The 16,157-nt window shown below is 60.2% G+C and carries 16 protein-coding genes; 7 read left to right on the forward strand and 9 right to left on the reverse strand.

All coding sequences use genetic code 11. The features are described from left to right. The first annotated feature begins 28 nt into the window (after positions 1-28). A complete protein-coding gene (locus ACQ4WS_RS02320; protein WP_436473305.1) occupies positions 29-391 on the forward strand; it encodes a DUF4870 family protein in 363 nt (120 codons plus the stop codon). 37 nt (positions 392-428) lie between these two features. On the opposite strand, the gene ACQ4WS_RS02325 is transcribed toward ACQ4WS_RS02320, so the two are convergent. Together ACQ4WS_RS02325 and rimO are read right to left on the reverse strand one after the other, a co-directional pair. Continuing rightward, positions 429-1,595: a cystathionine beta-lyase gene (locus ACQ4WS_RS02325; RefSeq protein WP_436473307.1), complete on the reverse strand. Its 1,167-nt coding sequence runs from the start codon at positions 1,593-1,595 to the stop codon at positions 429-431. A 107-nt stretch (positions 1,596-1,702) separates the two neighbouring features. Continuing rightward, positions 1,703-3,058 carry a 30S ribosomal protein S12 methylthiotransferase RimO gene (gene rimO / locus ACQ4WS_RS02330; RefSeq protein ID WP_436473630.1) on the reverse strand — a complete coding sequence of 452 codons (1,356 nt, stop codon included), beginning with the start codon at positions 3,056-3,058 and terminating at the stop codon, positions 1,703-1,705. Between the two features lie 308 nt (positions 3,059-3,366). Between rimO and ACQ4WS_RS02335 the strand changes: the two genes are divergently transcribed. After that, positions 3,367-4,962 carry a hypothetical protein gene (locus ACQ4WS_RS02335; RefSeq protein WP_436473309.1) on the forward strand — a complete coding sequence of 532 codons (1,596 nt, stop codon included), beginning with the start codon at positions 3,367-3,369 and terminating at the stop codon, positions 4,960-4,962. 127 nt (positions 4,963-5,089) lie between these two features. Here the strand turns inward: ACQ4WS_RS02335 and phaR are convergent, their stop codons facing one another. Together phaR and phaC are read right to left on the reverse strand one after the other, a co-directional pair. Beyond that, positions 5,090-5,653, reverse strand: coding sequence for a polyhydroxyalkanoate synthesis repressor PhaR (gene phaR / locus ACQ4WS_RS02340; RefSeq protein WP_010399000.1), 564 nt, complete (start codon positions 5,651-5,653; stop codon positions 5,090-5,092). A gap of 225 nt (positions 5,654-5,878) precedes the next feature. Then, entirely contained in the window at positions 5,879-7,603 is a 1,725-nt protein-coding gene (phaC, locus tag ACQ4WS_RS02345) for a class I poly(R)-hydroxyalkanoic acid synthase (RefSeq protein ID WP_436473311.1), read from the reverse strand. 114 nt (positions 7,604-7,717) lie between these two features. Between phaC and ACQ4WS_RS02350 the strand changes: the two genes are divergently transcribed. After that, positions 7,718-7,942, forward strand: coding sequence for a hypothetical protein (locus ACQ4WS_RS02350; protein ID WP_436473313.1), 225 nt, complete (start codon positions 7,718-7,720; stop codon positions 7,940-7,942). Between the two features lie 16 nt (positions 7,943-7,958). On the opposite strand, the gene pgeF is transcribed toward ACQ4WS_RS02350, so the two are convergent. After that, a complete protein-coding gene (gene pgeF, locus ACQ4WS_RS02355; RefSeq protein ID WP_436473315.1) occupies positions 7,959-8,744 on the reverse strand; it encodes a peptidoglycan editing factor PgeF in 786 nt (261 codons plus the stop codon). Further along, positions 8,744-9,769, reverse strand: coding sequence for an RluA family pseudouridine synthase (locus ACQ4WS_RS02360; RefSeq protein ID WP_070220225.1), 1,026 nt, complete (start codon positions 9,767-9,769; stop codon positions 8,744-8,746). The genes pgeF and ACQ4WS_RS02360 overlap by 1 nt, the downstream gene beginning before the upstream one ends. Before the next feature lie 89 nt (positions 9,770-9,858). Here ACQ4WS_RS02360 and ACQ4WS_RS02365 point away from each other — a divergent pair, with 89 nt between their 5' ends. Continuing rightward, positions 9,859-10,662 carry an outer membrane protein assembly factor BamD gene (locus tag ACQ4WS_RS02365; RefSeq protein WP_436473317.1) on the forward strand — a complete coding sequence of 268 codons (804 nt, stop codon included), beginning with the start codon at positions 9,859-9,861 and terminating at the stop codon, positions 10,660-10,662. 125 nt (positions 10,663-10,787) lie between these two features. Here the strand turns inward: ACQ4WS_RS02365 and yaaA are convergent, their stop codons facing one another. Further along, complete coding sequence (yaaA, locus tag ACQ4WS_RS02370) at positions 10,788-11,558, reverse strand: peroxide stress protein YaaA (RefSeq protein WP_436473319.1); 771 nt, start codon at positions 11,556-11,558, stop codon at positions 10,788-10,790. Positions 11,559-11,588: 30 nt separating this feature from the next. On the opposite strand from yaaA, the gene ACQ4WS_RS02375 reads away from it, so the two are divergent. The 3 genes from ACQ4WS_RS02375 to ACQ4WS_RS02385 all read left to right on the forward strand — a co-directional run bounded on the left by ACQ4WS_RS02375 (position 11,589) and on the right by ACQ4WS_RS02385 (position 14,437). Further along, on the forward strand, positions 11,589-12,023 hold the full coding sequence (locus ACQ4WS_RS02375) for a putative toxin-antitoxin system toxin component, PIN family (RefSeq protein WP_215404692.1): 435 nt from the start codon (positions 11,589-11,591) through the stop codon (positions 12,021-12,023). An 84-nt stretch (positions 12,024-12,107) separates the two neighbouring features. Beyond that, positions 12,108-13,286, forward strand: a complete 1,179-nt coding sequence (locus tag ACQ4WS_RS02380) for a pyridoxal phosphate-dependent aminotransferase (RefSeq protein ID WP_436473321.1) — start codon at positions 12,108-12,110, stop codon at positions 13,284-13,286. 47 nt (positions 13,287-13,333) lie between these two features. After that, positions 13,334-14,437: an HD-GYP domain-containing protein gene (locus tag ACQ4WS_RS02385; protein WP_436473323.1), complete on the forward strand. Its 1,104-nt coding sequence runs from the start codon at positions 13,334-13,336 to the stop codon at positions 14,435-14,437. A gap of 116 nt (positions 14,438-14,553) precedes the next feature. Here the strand turns inward: ACQ4WS_RS02385 and ACQ4WS_RS02390 are convergent, their stop codons facing one another. Both ACQ4WS_RS02390 and ACQ4WS_RS02395 read right to left on the reverse strand, forming a co-directional pair. Further along, positions 14,554-15,456, reverse strand: coding sequence for an alpha/beta hydrolase (locus tag ACQ4WS_RS02390; protein WP_436473325.1), 903 nt, complete (start codon positions 15,454-15,456; stop codon positions 14,554-14,556). Between the two features lie 11 nt (positions 15,457-15,467). Next, complete coding sequence (locus ACQ4WS_RS02395; RefSeq protein ID WP_436473326.1) at positions 15,468-16,115, reverse strand: hypothetical protein; 648 nt, start codon at positions 16,113-16,115, stop codon at positions 15,468-15,470. Between the last annotated feature and the right edge of the window lie 42 nt (positions 16,116-16,157).

The raw sequence follows: 16,157 nt of genomic DNA on the forward strand, positions 1-16,157 counted from the left end.
TAGAAATTGCGCAACGACGGGAGCTTTCATGTCACAAGATATTATTTTGGATACCCCACTCCAGCAGACCAGAAACCTGGCCTGGTGGTTATACCTGATACATGGCGCCAGCTTTGTGTTTTCGCTGGGCGCGTTTTCCTTCATTCCGCTCATCATCAATTATGTGAAGCGGGACGAAGCGGCCGGGACCTTCGTGTACAGCCATCACAGCTGGATGATCCGTTCCTTCTGGTGGTATGCGGCCTGCATCGTCGTCGGCGCCATCCTGTGGATCACGCTGATCGGCATTCCGCTGGCCCTCCTCGTCTGGGGCGTGGCCTGGCTGTGGAAAGCCTACCGCTTGCTGCGCGGCTTCCTCGACCTGAACAACAACAAGCCCGTGCCCATGTAATTACTTCTGGGCAAGCCAACGTGCTTGCCCACTGCCGCTACATCGCCGCGAACGCCCGTTCGATATCGGCGATCAAATCCTGCGGATCTTCCAGTCCCACATTCAGGCGCACCAGCTGACCCGGCAACTGCCAGCCCTTGCGCATGGCGGCGATGCGGTACGGCATCACCAGGCTGTTCGCGCCACCCCAGCTGTAGCCTATCTTGAACAACTGCAAGGCATCGACAAAACGGTCCGTCTGCGCCTCCGTGTAGCGGGCATCGAACAGCACGGAAAACAGGCCGCCCGCGCCCGTGAAATCGCGCTGCCAGATGGCGTGGCCGGGGCAATCGGCGAAAGCCGGATGCAGTACCGTGGCGATCTCGCTTCTTCCCTTGAGCCAGGCGGCCACCGCGCGCGCGCCCGCATCGTGGGCGTCGAAGCGCAGCTTCATGGTGGGCAAGCCACGCAGGACCAGATAGGCGTCGTCCGCGCCCACGCCCATGCCCAGACGCATGTGCGCCTGCGCCAGGCGCTCGTGCAGCCCTCGTTCGCGCGTGATCAGCGCGCCCATCAGCACGTCGGAACCGCCCGACTGGTACTTCGTCAGCGCCTGCATGATGATGTCCACGCCCAGGTCGAAGCCGCGCAGGGCCAGGCCGGCCGACCAGGTGTTATCCAAAGCCACCAACACGCCGCGCGCGTGGGCCGCCTGGCAAATGGCGGGCAAGTCCGGCACTTCCATCGTCACGGAGCCTGGCGCTTCCGTCCAGATGAGTTTGGTATTTTCCTGGATCAAGGCGGCGATGCCGGCACCGATCAGCGGATCGTAGTAGCGGGCCGTGATGCCGAAATCCTGCGCCAGCCAGCGTCCCAGCTCACGGTTCGGGTTGTAGATGTTTTCCGGGAGCAAGACATCATCGCCCGTTTTCAGCAGGGCAAAGTCCGCCATGGCGATGGCCGCCAGGCCCGACGGTGCCAGCAAGCAGTGTGCGCCCCCCTCGATCTCGGCCAGCCGCGCTTCCAGGGTGAAGGTGGTGGGCGTGCCGTGCAAGCCGTAGGTGTAGGCGTTCTTCTCTTTCCAGTTGCCCGAGCGCATGGCCGCCACGTCCTTGAACAGCACGGTCGACGCGTGATGTATGGCGTTGGGAAAGGCGGCAAAGCCTTGCGGCGCCTGGTAATCGCTGTGGATCAGCGCGGTTTGCGGAGATTTTGGTGTGGTCATGGCGTCGGCAAAGTACGTGGGCAAATAAAAAGGCGGGCCAGCAATTGCTGGTCCACCTTGATTGTAAGGGCTTATGCCCTTGCCTGCCGTACTGTTGTTACACCTGCTTACTCCGCCGCGCCCCACAAGTCGTGCGCATCGGCCGACGTGATGGTCACGTCGACGAATTGGCCGACCGCCAGCTTGCGGTGCGGTTCGAACGGCGGCTTCACATACACGACGCCATCGATTTCCGGCGCGTCGGCGGACGAGCGGCCCACGCCGCCGGAGCGGGTGACTTCATCGATCAGTACGCGCACGGTCTTGCCGACCTTGGCTTTCAGGCGTTTTTTCGAAATTTCTTCCTGCAGCAGCATCACGCGGCCACGGCGCTCTTCGCGCAGCTCTTCCGGCACGGGGTTGGCGATGGCATTGGCGGTCGCGCCTTCGACAGGCGAATACGCGAAGCAGCCGAGGCGGTCAATCTGCGCTTCCTTGAGGAAGTCCAACAAGTACTCGAATTCCGCTTCCGTTTCGCCTGGGAAACCGGCGATGAAGGTCGAGCGTATCGTCAGGTCAGGGTTGATGGCGCGCCAGGCCTGGATGCGGTCGAGGTTTTTCTCGCCACTGGCCGGGCGCTTCATGCGTTTCAACACGTCAGGGTGCGCATGCTGCATGGGAATGTCCAGGTATGGCAGGATGTGGCCGCCGCTCATCATCGGGATGATCTGGTCGACGTGCGGGTACGGGTACACGTAGTGCAAGCGCACCCAGGCGCCGTAAGACTTGGCCAGTTCGCCCAGCGCTTCCGTCAGCTGCGTCATGTGGGTTTTCACAGGACGGCCATTCCAGAAGCCGGAGCGGAATTTCACGTCCACGCCATACGCCGAGGTATCTTGCGAAATGACCAGCAATTCCTTGACGCCAGCCTTGAACAGGTTTTCCGCCTCGATCATCAGTTCGCCGATCGGGCGCGAGACGAGGTCGCCGCGCATGGACGGGATGATGCAGAAGCTGCAACGGTGGTTGCAGCCTTCGGAAATTTTCAGGTAGGCATAGTGCTTCGGCGTCAGCTTGACGCCTTGCGGCGGCACCAGGTCGAGGAACGGCGCATGCGGTTTCGGCAGGTGGAAGTGGACGGAATCCATCACTTCGGCCAGCGCGTGCGGGCCCGTGACGGACAGCACTTTCGGGTGCACCTTCATGATGATGTCGTCGCCGGCAGCATCTTTCTTGGCGCCCAGGCAACCGGTCACGATCACTTTGCCGTTTTCAGCCAGCGCTTCGCCGATGGCGTCGAGCGACTCTTGCACGGCAGCATCGATAAAACCGCAGGTATTGACGATCACCAGATCGGCACCAGCGTAGGATTTCGCCGTTTCGTACCCTTCGGCGCGCAGTTGGGTCAGGATTTGTTCGGAGTCGACCAGCGCTTTCGGGCAGCCGAGTGAGACAAAGCCCACTTTCGGTGCCGCACCTGGCATGGCCAGCATGGCCTCGGGCTGGGCGGAAGGAACGGGAATACGGTGAATTTCAGACATAGTTGGCAGCTAGTAAAATGGTGAGGCGAATCGGCTATTGTACCCCGAGCCGCCCTTAGCTGTCAGCGCCGACTCCTTTTACTCGCGCATCTGCAACGCTTCCACGGCAGCTTTTTTCCGGCCGCTGCCATCGTGGCAGTGGTCGAACAAGGCCCCGCCATGCATCCCCCGTGTCAAGAAATTAAAAATAATGCCCTAAGGAAACTAATGCCTTAGCATATAATTGTTTTTTAAAAAACTAAATCAATCTCATGTCTTTTTCCTTTTCCAATCTGAAAGCGCGGCACCTGGCTGTCGCGGCTTGCGGTTTGACTGCACTCCTACTGAGCGGCTGCGTCGTCAACACGTCGGTGGTAGATCCACTGAAAATGAGTGCACAATCGGGAGAAACCCCGGTGGTGGTCAGCATCACGTCGAATACCAAAGATATTTACGGTTTCAATACGATCAAGTTACGCCGTGTGGTGGCGGGGGAGCAGCGCAGTGATTTCAAGCTGGTCTCCGCAAACCTGGTGATGAAAAAGGTCGAGAGCACAATGGCAGGCGATACGTCCCTGTTCATTGGGGCACTGCCGCCTGGCGAATATGAGTTTGTCGAATTGATCGATACCCGTGCCAACAAGCTCTTGCATGTGTACTCGACCATCGTGGGAAGCTTCAAAATCGAAGCGGGCAAATCGACGGATCTGGGTCGACTGATTGTGACACGCGGCAATTTCGGCGTGCAATACGGTCGTAGCGCCCAGGTGGCATCCAATGCGGAATTGATCCAGCGCTTTGCCCCCGACTACAGCAACATGTTCGGCGCCGCTGCCAGCCTTGGCTGGAGCAGCCCACGCCACGCGCACGACAATGTCGAGCAATTTGCTCGCGCCCACCCGGCAGGGGCCGAGTGTGCCACCGAAATGTCCGATGGCCGGGTGGCTGCCGCCAGCCGCATGGGTGCCGTCCTGATACGCTCGACGCAAGGTCAATGGAATATCATCAATGCGCAATCGGTGGAGTCGCTGTCCTGCGTGTTTCCTGTAGACCTGCCCAATGCCGAGTTGATTGCGGTAGGCGAATCCGGCTCCCTGCTACGCAAAGCGCGTGACGGCGACAAGCTGCTTCCTATCGATACAGGCAACCTGCCGCCCGGCAACCTGCTGCGCATCGGTGGCAACCCCAAGGATGGCTGGTACGTGATGCATCGCAAGGGAGATGAGCTGAACATTTTCCATGCGAATCAACTGGACGCGGGTCAATGGCGATCTGTGTACCATGCCACCATGCCCGGATCGTGGCTGCATGGCCAAGGCTTATTCTGGACGTGGCAAGACGCGGACCGGATCGGATATGCGCTGGAAAGCGGCTTGATCGGCGAACTCGACTACAGCACTGGCAAGTTTACCGAGCGCTTTAGTCCGCACAAGAAAAACTTGGCACAGTTTACCCATCAACCCAATGGGACAGAAAGCGTTCTGGTAGAAGCTGGCTTAGCAGGAAGGTTTCCCGACGCCTATGTTTCACGGGATCGCGGCCAGAACTGGACGCAAATCGTTTCGCCATTCAAAGTCCTGATGTCGCCTGTTGCGCCACTCAATGACGGCAGATTGCTGATGGAGGCCGGCATGTATAACGAGGGCGCACTGCTAGTCAGCGGCGACGAAGGTAAAACCTGGGGGCCGTATGCGCCATACATATTGCATAGGGCACCATTGATTTTCCCTTCCGGCCTTGCGCTCAATATCAGGGAAGATTTCAAGGGTAACGTCAGCATTCACAGTTCCATGGACAATGCCAGGACATGGAAGCTGGAGCATTCAAACCAGGATCTGCTCTCCACGCTGCAGCAACTGAAGCAATAGACGCTTCAACCACGCCGCCCAACCGCAAGCGCTTCTGATTACCCATCGGCAGCAGTCGGCATGACACCCGCAAATTATAACGGCACAGGAGTTCCTGTGCCGTTATGTGGACCGCATTGGCTGCGGCTTACTTTTTGTCCGTCGGCGGCACCGGCGGAACGAAGGGGAACGTGCCGAAAAGATTCTTGCTTTGGCTCTGCATCTGTTCCTGCATCTGCACGAACAGGCTCTTGCTCTGGTCGATGTAGTTGTTCATCATGCCTTGCATCATCGGGCCCTGGACATTCATGAACTGGGTCCACATTTCCGGGCTGAATGGCTTGCCTTCGAAACTGCCGGCCGACGTGCCCGTGAATTTGTGCTGGATGTCGGTAAACGCTTGCACGTTCTTTTCCAGGTAGGACCCCATCATGCCCTGCATGGCGTGGCCATAGTAGCGGATGATCTGCGACAACACGCTGCTCGAAAACATGGGCGCGCCGTTCGCTTCCTCTTCCAATATGATTTGCAGCAAGATGCTGCGCGTCAGATCTTCATTGGATTTGGCATCGACGACGGTAAACACTTCATTATCCAACACCAGCTGCTTGACGTCCGTCAAGGTGATGTAGGAACTGGTTTGCGTGTCATACAGACGGCGGTTGGGATATTTTTTAATCAGGCGGTCTATACTTTTTTTTGCACTACTCATCACAAGTTCCACTTATTGCGCCGCAGCGCATACTGAGTTAATCCGAAAAAAAAGCGAACGTGGGTCCGCTTTCGCACCTGCCTACTTTTTCCATTATAGAGTGGAAAACGGCTCCATTGCACATCAGGGTAGTAGATTCCCACATTTATTGCAACGCAACTAAAAGTAGATTCCTGACAAGACCGGAGATTACGCCGGTCTTGCCTGGCGAGAAGCTTTTGTAAACTAATCCGCCCTGACTTTAACATACCGCCCCGGCGCCAGCTCGATTGCCGCGTGGCGCTTATTGCCAGGTTTGGCGGGCGCCTTCACCTGGGCGCCGCCGTGTTCGGCCAGGAAGGCTGCCCATTCGGGCCACCAGCTGCCCACATGCTCGGTCGCGCCTTCCATCCACTGTTCGGCCGTCAAGGGCTTGGCTTTCGCCGTGCGTGCGCCTTTGCCCGCGTCATTGCTCCAGTAACTGCGCTTATTCTTCGAAGCAGGATTGATCACGCCGGCGATATGGCCCGAAGCGCCCAGGATAAAGCGGTTGGCTTTCGGTTTTTTCGGGTTCAGCACGGCCGTGCTGGCGTAAGCCGCGCCCCAGGGCACGATATGGTCTTCGCGCGAACCGTAGATGAAAGCGGGCGCGTCGATGCTGCCCAGGTCGACCTGTTCCCCGGCCACCGTCAGCTTGCCCGGCACTTTCAAGCTGTTTTCCAGGTAAGTGTTGCGCAGATACCAGCAGAACATGGGGCCCGGCAAGCCCGTGCCATCACCATTCCAGTACAGCAAGTCGAACGCGGGCGGCTCCTTGCCCTTCAGGTAATTCGACTGCACGTAGTTCCACACCAAGTCGTTGGGCCGCAGGCTGGAAAAAGTGCTGCCCAGGTCGCGCCCCGTCATCAGGCCACCCTTGGCCAGGCTTTGCTCGCGCAGCGCCACTTGCGGCTCGTCAATAAAGACGTCCAGCGCGCCCGCGTCGCAGAAATCGAGGAAGGTAGTCAAGAGGGTCAGGCTGGCGGCCGGATTCTCGCCCCGCGCCTTGAGCACGGCCAGCGCCGTCGAGACGATGGTGCCGCCCACGCAAAAGCCGAACATGTTCAGCTTGTCCTGGCCGGAAATGTCCTGCGTGACCTTGATGGCTTCGATCACGCCTTGCTCCACGTAATCGTCCCACGTCAGGTGCTGCATGCTCAGGTCCGGATTGCGCCAAGACATCAAAAACACGGTATTGCCCTGCTCCACCGCATAACGCACGAGCGAGTTTTCCGGCTGCAAGTCAAGGATATAGAATTTATTGATGCACGGCGGCACCATCAGCAGCGGCCGCTGGTATACCGTGGCCGTCGTCGGCGTGTACTGGATCAGTTGGAACAGGGCGTTTTCAAACACCACCGTGCCCGGCGTAGTGGCCACGTTGCGGCCCACTTCGAAAGCCGATTCGTCGGACTGCGAGATGCGGCCCTTCTGCATGTCGGCCAGCATATTGCTCAAGCCCTTGGCCAGGCTTTCGCCCTTGGTCTCGATCAGGGTTTGCTGGGCGTCGGGATTGGTGGCAAGAAAATTAGCGGGCGACATGGCGTCGACGATTTGCTGCACGGCAAACGCAATCTTTTGCTTCTGGTGCGGCGTCGCTTCCACGGCATCGGCCATGGCGCTGAGAAACTCCGCGTTCAGCAAATACGCTGCCGCATTGAAGGCCGACAGGGGGCTGGCGTGCCAGGCCGGCGCGGCGAAGCGGCGGTCTTTCAGTTCCGGCGCCTTGCCAGCCATAAAGTCGGCCCACAAGCCCGCCAGCTTGGCCACGTAGGCATTTTTCAGTTGCTCGATCGCTTCCGGCTTGATGCTGGCACCCGCATCCTGCAAAATGCCGGCAATCGGATTGCCCTGGGGCTGCGGTACCATGTTGAACCACGTCTTCCACTGCTCAGGATTGCTGATCTGCGCCATCCATTCCTTGGTCATCATTTGAGGATCGGGCATATTCATAGATGTATGTAAGTCCATTCAAGAATTAATAAATAACTACTTCCGGGCCACCTGCATGCAAACTCTTACTGACTGCCAATACCAATGATGCTCATGACCGCTATTGCCTGGATCTATGTCGTCGGCCTCATGGCGCTGACGGAACCATCCATCGTCGCCGGGCTGATGACCTTCGTGCTGTACTGCGTCATTCCGCTGTCCATCCTATTCTATCTGACGGGCTCGCGGCGACGCAAACGCAAGGCCGCGCGTATCGCTGAACTGAACGCCCGCGCACTTGCCTCAGCAGACGATAAAACAAAAACGGCAGACACATAAGTGTCTGCCGTGCAGATTATTTGCGCCAGATCAAGCTGGCCTGTCTTCCCGTGACGCCATCGCGCCGGTACGAGTAAAACCGCGCCGCATCGCTGACAGTGCAATATTGCCCGCCCGCCACTTGCGCCACGCCATCGCGCAGCAGCATGGTGCGCGCCAGCGCATACATGTCGGCCAGGTACTTGCCCGGCTTGCCAGCTATGGCGACGAAAGAAGCGCTCAACACTTGCCGCTCGACAGCATCACGCGCGCCGTCGCGGAACGCTTGCAGCACGTCCTGCCCCACTTCGAATTGCTGCGGACCAATCGCCGGCCCCAGCCAGGCGAGGATATCCGTCGCGCCCTGCGCCCGCATGCTGGCCACCGTGTGCTGCAAGACGCCGTTGGCCAGGCCGCGCCAGCCCGCATGGGCCGCACCGACGACCAGCCCATCTGTCGAACAGAACAATACCGGCAGGCAATCGGCCGTCATCACCACGCACACGGCGCCAGGCTGCGTGGCGATGCTGGCGTCGGCATCGGGCACGCAACCGTCCAGCCTGCTGGCATCGGCCACGGCCACGCCATGCACCTGCGACAGCCAGGCAGGCTCGGATGGCAAGACGCCCGCCAGCCGCGCACGGTTGGCCGCCACGCGCGCAGGATCGTCGCCCACGTGCGTGCCCAGGTTCAAGCCACCACCGCCCTGCCCGTCACCGTATGGACCCTGGCTGATGCCGCCCGCACGCACGGTTGCCAGCGCGCCCACGTTCGCGGGCAGGCCGGGCCAATCGGGATTGATGTAAGGCAAGGCAGCCGTCATCAGACCTGTTCCGGCTCGGGAATGCCGGCGGTGGCGATCAGCTGAGCGAAATCATCGGCCAGCGGCACGATCCACTCGCACGCTTCCAGGGTGCCCGGATGCACGAGGCCCAGGCGGCGCGCCTGCAGCGCCTGGCGCGAGAAGACGGATACCAGGTGCTGCTTGCCATACACGGAGTCGCCGACCAGCGCAAAGCCCAGATGCTGCATGTGGACGCGAATCTGGTGCGTGCGGCCTGTTTCCAGGCGGCATTGCATCAGGCTCACGGGACGGCGATCGAGTTCGCCGCTGCCGATCAATTCATAGTGCGTGATGGCAGGCTTGGCCGTAAAGTTTTCGGACACGGCCATCTTGACGCGGTCGCGCGGGTGGCGCGCGATGGAGGCGTCGATGGTGCCCGCCATTTTCGGCGTGCCCCACACGAGCGCGAAATACTCGCGCTTGACGGTGCGCGCCTGCAACTGGCGCACCAGGTCCGTTTGCGAGGCCAGGGTCTTGCCGACGACCATCAGGCCGCTGGTATCCTTGTCCAGGCGGTGCACGATGCCGGCGCGCGGCACGCCCGCCAGCTGCGGACAGTGGTGCAGCAAGCCGTTGAGCAAGGTGCCCGACCAGTTGCCGGGTCCCGGATGCACGACCAGTCCGGCCGGTTTGTTGATGACGATGATATGCTCATCTTCGTGCACGATGTTCAATTCCATCGCTTCCGGCTTAAAAGCCTCGTCTTCCGGCGCGCTTTGCGGCAGAATGACGATCTTCTCGTCGCCATAGGCGGTCATGTTGCGTTTGGCAACTTTTCCATCGACGGTCACGAAACCGGCTTCCAGCCACAATTGCAAGCGGCTGCGCGAGTATTGCGGCACCAGTTGGGCGATGACTTTATCGAGGCGGTGGCCGCAGGCGTCCGGCGTCAGTTCCAATGTAATCGGGGCCATTTCCTCGAAGACGTCGTCGGCGGCAAAATCGCCGTCAAACGCCTCTTCGGCAGCATGGTCAGAAAGGGAGTCAAACGCGGGGTCAGCCAAATTAGGCTTCGGAGTTAATATCACAGCATTCCCATCGGCTATAATCAGCCTATTGTAAAATCTTGGTTAAAACCTTCTTGCAAAACGTCATGCAAAAAAAATTATCGTTGGTAGTCGCTTCAGTCGTTCTGCTCGGCATGTCCGCTTGCAGCTTGTTGCCTGAAAAAGTGGATGAGACCAAAAACTGGTCCGTTACGAAATTATACTCGGAGGCGCGTGAAGAAATGGCCGGGCAGCACTATGAAGCTGCAATCGGCCTGTTCCAGAAGCTGGAGGCTAACTATCCTTTCGGCAACTATGCTCTGCAAGCGCAGATGGAGATCGCTTACGCGTATTATAAGTCGGGAGACCAGGCGCAGGCACTGGCTGCCGTCGAACGCTTCATCAAGTTGCATCCGAACCACGCCAATGTCGACTATATGTACTACTTGCGTGGCCTGATCAGCTTTAATGACCAGATCAGCTTCCTGAACTTCCTGTACGAGCAAGACCCGACCGAGCGCGATCCGAAAGCCACGCGCGAAGCGTTTGCGGCCTTCAAGCAACTGGTCGACAAGTTCCCAAATAGTAAATATGCGCCCGATTCGCTGGCCCGCATGAATTATTTGATCGATGCCATGGCGAAATACGAAGTGCACGTGGCGCGCTATTACTTCCGCCGCGGCGCCTACCTGGCCGCCGCCAACCGCGCGCAAACGACGGTCAGCGACTTTGCCGCCTCGCCGGCCATCGAAGAAGCGCTGTTCATCATGTACCGCTCGTATGACAAGCTGGGCTTGACCGACTTGCGCGAGGACACCTTGCGCGTGCTGACCAAGAACTACCCGAACACGGCATTCCTCAGCCCGGAAGGGGTAAACAAGGAACGCAAGTGGTGGAAATTCTGGCAGTAAAATAAAAAAACCGGAGCTTGCTCCGGTTTTTTCTTGCGTCAACCCCAAAAGCAAGGACCGGGGTCGTACCCTGAGGGTACGACCCCAGCTTTTGCAGCTGGGGTGCTTTACTGATTCCTTCGCGCCTACTCGCCAACCTTGCGTCGAAACACCCAGCTAGTATCATTCGACGCTTCCGGCACGAAACCATAGCCATCGACGTCGAACTGTTTCAGTTGTTCCGGATCGCGGATGGCGTTGACCGCCGCATAACGTGCCAGCATGCCGCGCGCGCGCTTGGCGTAGAACGAGATGATTTTATACTTGCCATTCTTCCAGTCCTCGAACACCGGCGCGATGACGGGCACGTCCAGCTGGCGCGGCTTAACGGATTTAAAATATTCTTCGGAGGCAAGATTGACCAGCACCTTGGCGCCCTGCTCCTGCGCTGTACGGTTCAGGCCGTTGGTGATGGTGTCGCCCCAGAACGCATACAAATCCTTGCCGCGCGTGGTCGACAAACGCGTGCCCATTTCCAGGCGGTGCGGGTGAATCAGGTCCAGCGGACGCAGCAAGCCATACAGGCCTGACAAAATGCGCACGCGCGACTGGGCATAGTCGAGCTGGGCCGGTTGCAGGCTGCGCGCCTCGAAACCGGCATACACGTCGCCATTGAAGGCCATGATGGCCTGGCGCGCCTCTTCCAGCTTGGGCGTCCAGGAAGCGTAGCGGGCCACGTTGAGGGCCGACAAGGCGTCGGAAATACCCATCAGGCTGCCCACTTCGGCGGGCGAAAACTGGCGCATGCGGGCTATCAGCTGGGCGGAATGGTCGAGAAAATCGGGGGTGCTGTGCAACGAGGTTGTTGGCGGCGTCTCCAGGTCGAGACTCTTGGCGGGCGAAAGCACGATCAACATAAATTATCACTACAGAATAGAATTGCCGACATGATACCTGCTCCACAAAAACTCGTCCTCGACACCAACGTTTGCCTCGACCTGTTCGTCTTCAACGACCCGCGCTGGGCACCTTTGCTGGCGGCCATGGAAAGCGGCGCCGTGCACGCCATCACGCGCGAAGATTGCCGCGCGGAATATCTGGTTGTGTTGCATTACAAGCATCTACCTCTCGACGAAGCCAGCCGCGCCGTTGCCGCCGCCCGCTTCGACGCGCACATCACGGTGGTGGCACCGCCCGTCTCCGGCGTGCGCCTGCCCGTCTGCACGGACAAGGATGACCAGAAATTCCTCGAACTGGCGCGCGACGCCAACGCCGACATCCTCATCACCAAGGACAAGGCCCTGCTGAAACTGGCCCGCAAGACGGCCAAGGCCGGCATGTTCAAGATCATGCTGCCGGAAGGCTGGGCATTGCCAGGCTGAGCCGCCAAAGCCCCGCACGCAACGGGGCGCGCTGCGCTAGAATGGGGACACGATTCCACTTTCCGCACCGCGACCCTACCGTTCATGAACAGCCCGTCCCTGCCCCATCTGACTCCCACCCTGACCACTCGCTTGCCTCTCGTGGGCACCACCGTGTTTAGCCGCATGTCCAGCCTGGCGGCTCAGCATGGGGCCGTCAACCTGGGCCAGGGCTTTCCCGATTTCGATTGCGCGCCGGAACTAGTCGAACTCGTCAGCGACGCCATGCGCGCCGGCCACAATCAGTATCCGATGATGACGGGCGCCGCTCCCTTGCGCTGCGCCATTGCCGCGAAGATCGCCAGCTTGTACGGCCACAGCTATGATGCAGGCACGGAAATCACCGTCACGGCCGGCGCCACGCAGGCGCTCACCACGGCCATTTTGTGCTGCGTGCATCCGGGCGACGAGGTCATCGTCATCGAACCGGCCTACGACAGTTACCTGCCCGCCATCGCCCTGGCCGGCGGCGTGCCCGTGCTGGTCTCCATGCAGGTGGGCGAACAAGGCTACAGCGTGCCGTGGGACAAGCTGGCCGCCGCCGTCAGCGCCAAGACGCGCTTGATCATCATCAACACGCCGCATAACCCGACGGGCACGATTTTGCGCCCTGCCGACGTAGCGGCGCTGGCCGACATCGTGCGTGGCACGCAAATATTGATACTCTCCGACGAAGTCTATGAGCACATGGTCTACGACGGCGTGCCGCATGCCTCGCTCTCGCGCAATGCGGAACTGGCGGCGCGCAGCTTCATCGTTTCCAGCTTCGGCAAGACGTATCACGTGACGGGCTGGAAAGTCGGCTATGTGGCGGCGCCCGCGGCCCTGACGGCGGAGTTTCGCAAGGTACACCAGTACAACGTATTTACCGTCAACACGCCGATGCAGCACGGCCTGGCCGGCTACATGGCGGACCCGCAACCCTACCTGGACTTGCCCGCGTTTTACCAGCGCAAGCGCGATGTGTTCCGCGATGGCCTGGCGGGCAGCCGTTTTACCCTGCTGCCGGCCGACGGCACGTATTTCCAGTGCGTGCGCTACGATGCCATTTCGCAAGAGACCGAAGCCCAGTTCGCCGAATGGCTGACGACGGAAATCAAGGTGGCCGCCATCCCGGTCTCCGCGTTTTACGCCCAGGGCAAGGAGTCGGGCATCGTGCGCTTCTGCTTTGCCAAGAAAGACGAGACCTTGCGCCTGGCCCTGGAGCGCCTGCGCAGCATATAACCGAGCACTGAGCATGGCTTCGCTGCGGCGGAGCAAAGGATGACAGCATGGTACAGCGTCGCATCGGCCCGGCCGACCTGATTCCCGGCGAACCCCTGCCCTGGGATCTGTTTCTGGCAGACCAGAGTGCCGGCCCGCAACTGCGCAAGGGGCAGATCATCACGGACGGCGCACAGCTGGGCCGTTTGCTGCAGCTGGGCCTCTACGTGGGCGCGCCCGAACAGCCATCCGTGCTGCGCCGGCTGAACGAGGCGGCGCAGCGCCTGGAGCGCTTGTTGCTGGACTTGCGCAGCGAAAGCAATGCCGAGCGCGACGTGCGCGATATCGCCCGCGAACTGCTGCGCGCGCTCGAACACGATGCCGATATCGCCCTGGCCAGCATCCTGCTCAACCAGATCGCCGGCAGCTACGCCGTGCGCCACTGCATCGAAACGGCCTTGCTGGCCATGCTGGTGGGCCGCAGCATGCACAAGTCCCACGATGAATTACTGTTGATCGGCGCAGCCGCGCTGACCATGAACGTGGGCATGCTGCGCCACCACGACAGCTTCCAGGACCGGCGCGGCCCCCTGAATGACGACGAAATGCGCATCGTGCGCCAGCATCCGCAGGAAAGCGCGGAACTGTTGCGCTGCGCCGGCGTCGATAACGAGGAATGGCTCAGTTGCGTGCTCTTGCACCATGAAAACGACGACGGCAGCGGCTACCCGCAGGGGCGCACGGCCGACGAAATCCTGCAAAATGCCAAGCTGATCGGCCTGGCCGACCGCTATTGCGCCCGCGTCTCCGCGCGCAACTACCGCCGCTCCATCATGCCCGACCAGGCGCTGCGCCACATCTTCCTCGACCAGGGCGTGCCCATCGACCCGCTGCTGGGAGAACAATTCGTCAAGCTGCTGGGCAAATATCCGCCCGGCACCCTGGTGCGCCTGCGCAGCGGCGAGCTGGGGGTGGTGACGCAACGGGGCGCCGCCCATGTCCACCCGCTCAGCGACGCGCTGGGCGCGCCGCTGGCCGCCGCCGAACTATCGCAAATGACGCCGCGCGACACGGCCGACAGCCGCTACGCCATCGTTTCATCGCTGCACGAAGACGATGCCGGCGTGCATTTCAGCATGCGCCATGTGTGGGGCGACGAGGCGCGCTTGTAAAGCTGCTTCAGCTCGCCCTCAAGGAAGCCTTAAGCAGCCGCTGTTGGAGACCAAGCTCCAACGTTGTCCACTCCAGCGTTTCCGGGGCGAGACAGTCGTGTGCGCCTGAGCGCGATTCACTTCACTGACTTCAAATACGCCCGCAATCCGTGCGTCAGCACAAAAGGAAACACGCTCGCGTGATCTTCATCCTCGAAGACGCGCAGGCGGGTTTTCAAGCCGGGGAACTTGCGCGATTTCAACTTCCCGTCGAACTCGCGCAAGTCGGCCAGCATGTCGGCCTCTTCCTCCGAACGCGAACGCTTCTTGCCCGCCGCCAGCTTTTCCAGGCCGCCGATGCCGAAGAACACGGACGCCGGCAAGTCCTTGTGGCTGACGGCATACGCCTGTTCGCGGTCGAACATGACGCCGGCGTCGTACCACAGCGACGGACTGCCAAGGATGTAATGCTCGAAGGTGCGCGGTTCCGTCAGCAGGAATTGCAGGCCCAGCAGGCTGCCGTAGGAGTGGCCGATAAACACCTTGCGCTGCATGTTGACGCGGTAATGCTGTGCGATGAAGGGAAATACTTCGCCCGAGATGAACTGGCCATACGCCTTCGCTTCGCCGAACGCGGGCTGCCGCCCCGGCATATCCGAGCGGTAGTCATGCTTGCGCGGCGTGGTGGGCGTGTAATCGCGGCGGCGGCTGTACACCCCGCCATCGCCATTCGCATATGACAGCCCCACCACCACCACTTCTTCCATCCCCGCATGCTTGTTCAGGCGCTGCGCGATATTGCGCACGATGGCGAACGAGTAATTGGCGTCCACGACGAACAGCACAGGATAGCGCTTGTTTCCCTGCCGATAGGAATCGGGCAAGGCAACATACAGCTGATAGTCCCGTTTCAGGGCTTGTGCACGGATGTCGCGCACTTCCGTATTGTCAAGAACGTAGCTGGCAGGCACGCTGGCGGGTGCGGCCAGAGCGCTGTTGCACAAACAGCAGAACGCAATGAGCAGGCCAAGAGGTTTCAAACGGGCTTCCTTCATGCCTGTTGAGGCGCAAGGTCTGCCACATGCAGGGGATGAAACGCGATAAGGTCGCCGTATCTGGCCGCCGGATGCTGCGGAGTATTCTCGATGCTGCCGGTGTACCAGCCTTCCTCTTCATCGATGCCGGTCACTAGCACCCACATTCTTTCGCACTGGCCATCCGCGCGCGCACCGTCTTCGGCGGCGAAGCGAAAAACCAGTTTCACGTACGAACCGATGGCCAGTTGCTCGCGCACTTCCGCGGGCGGAGGCTGGATATCTGTCAAATACTGGGCAAGCCAGATGGCGTCTTCCAGGTAATAGCCATGCTCCGCAAACGAGGGAAAAGGATGGTCCTTGAAACGCTCCCAGTTTCCTGCGCCTGCATGCCATTGCGCGCGCCAGCCATAGGGCAAGTCATGCAGGGGCGCCAGCAAATCATCGCTACCTATCATATATGCCAGACTGACGATTTTGACGGAGCTCGATGCCGTTGCGCCTGACGCGCCGTGAAATTGCCAATCCCCTTCGTAATCATGGAACACATGCACGACGGGAGCACCGTTCAATACCTCCGTGGTCGTGAAGCAGGCAGTATTGGGGGCATCGGGGAATTTCCAGGCAGTGGTCATCTTGTTTGCGGGATCATCCGCTTCAGTCATGTGGTACAAGTCCACCCCCACAGCCTGCGATGTCGCTTGCGG

Source organism: Janthinobacterium leeuwenhoeki (assembly GCF_051380795.1).
Lineage (GTDB): Bacteria > Pseudomonadota > Gammaproteobacteria > Burkholderiales > Burkholderiaceae_D > Janthinobacterium.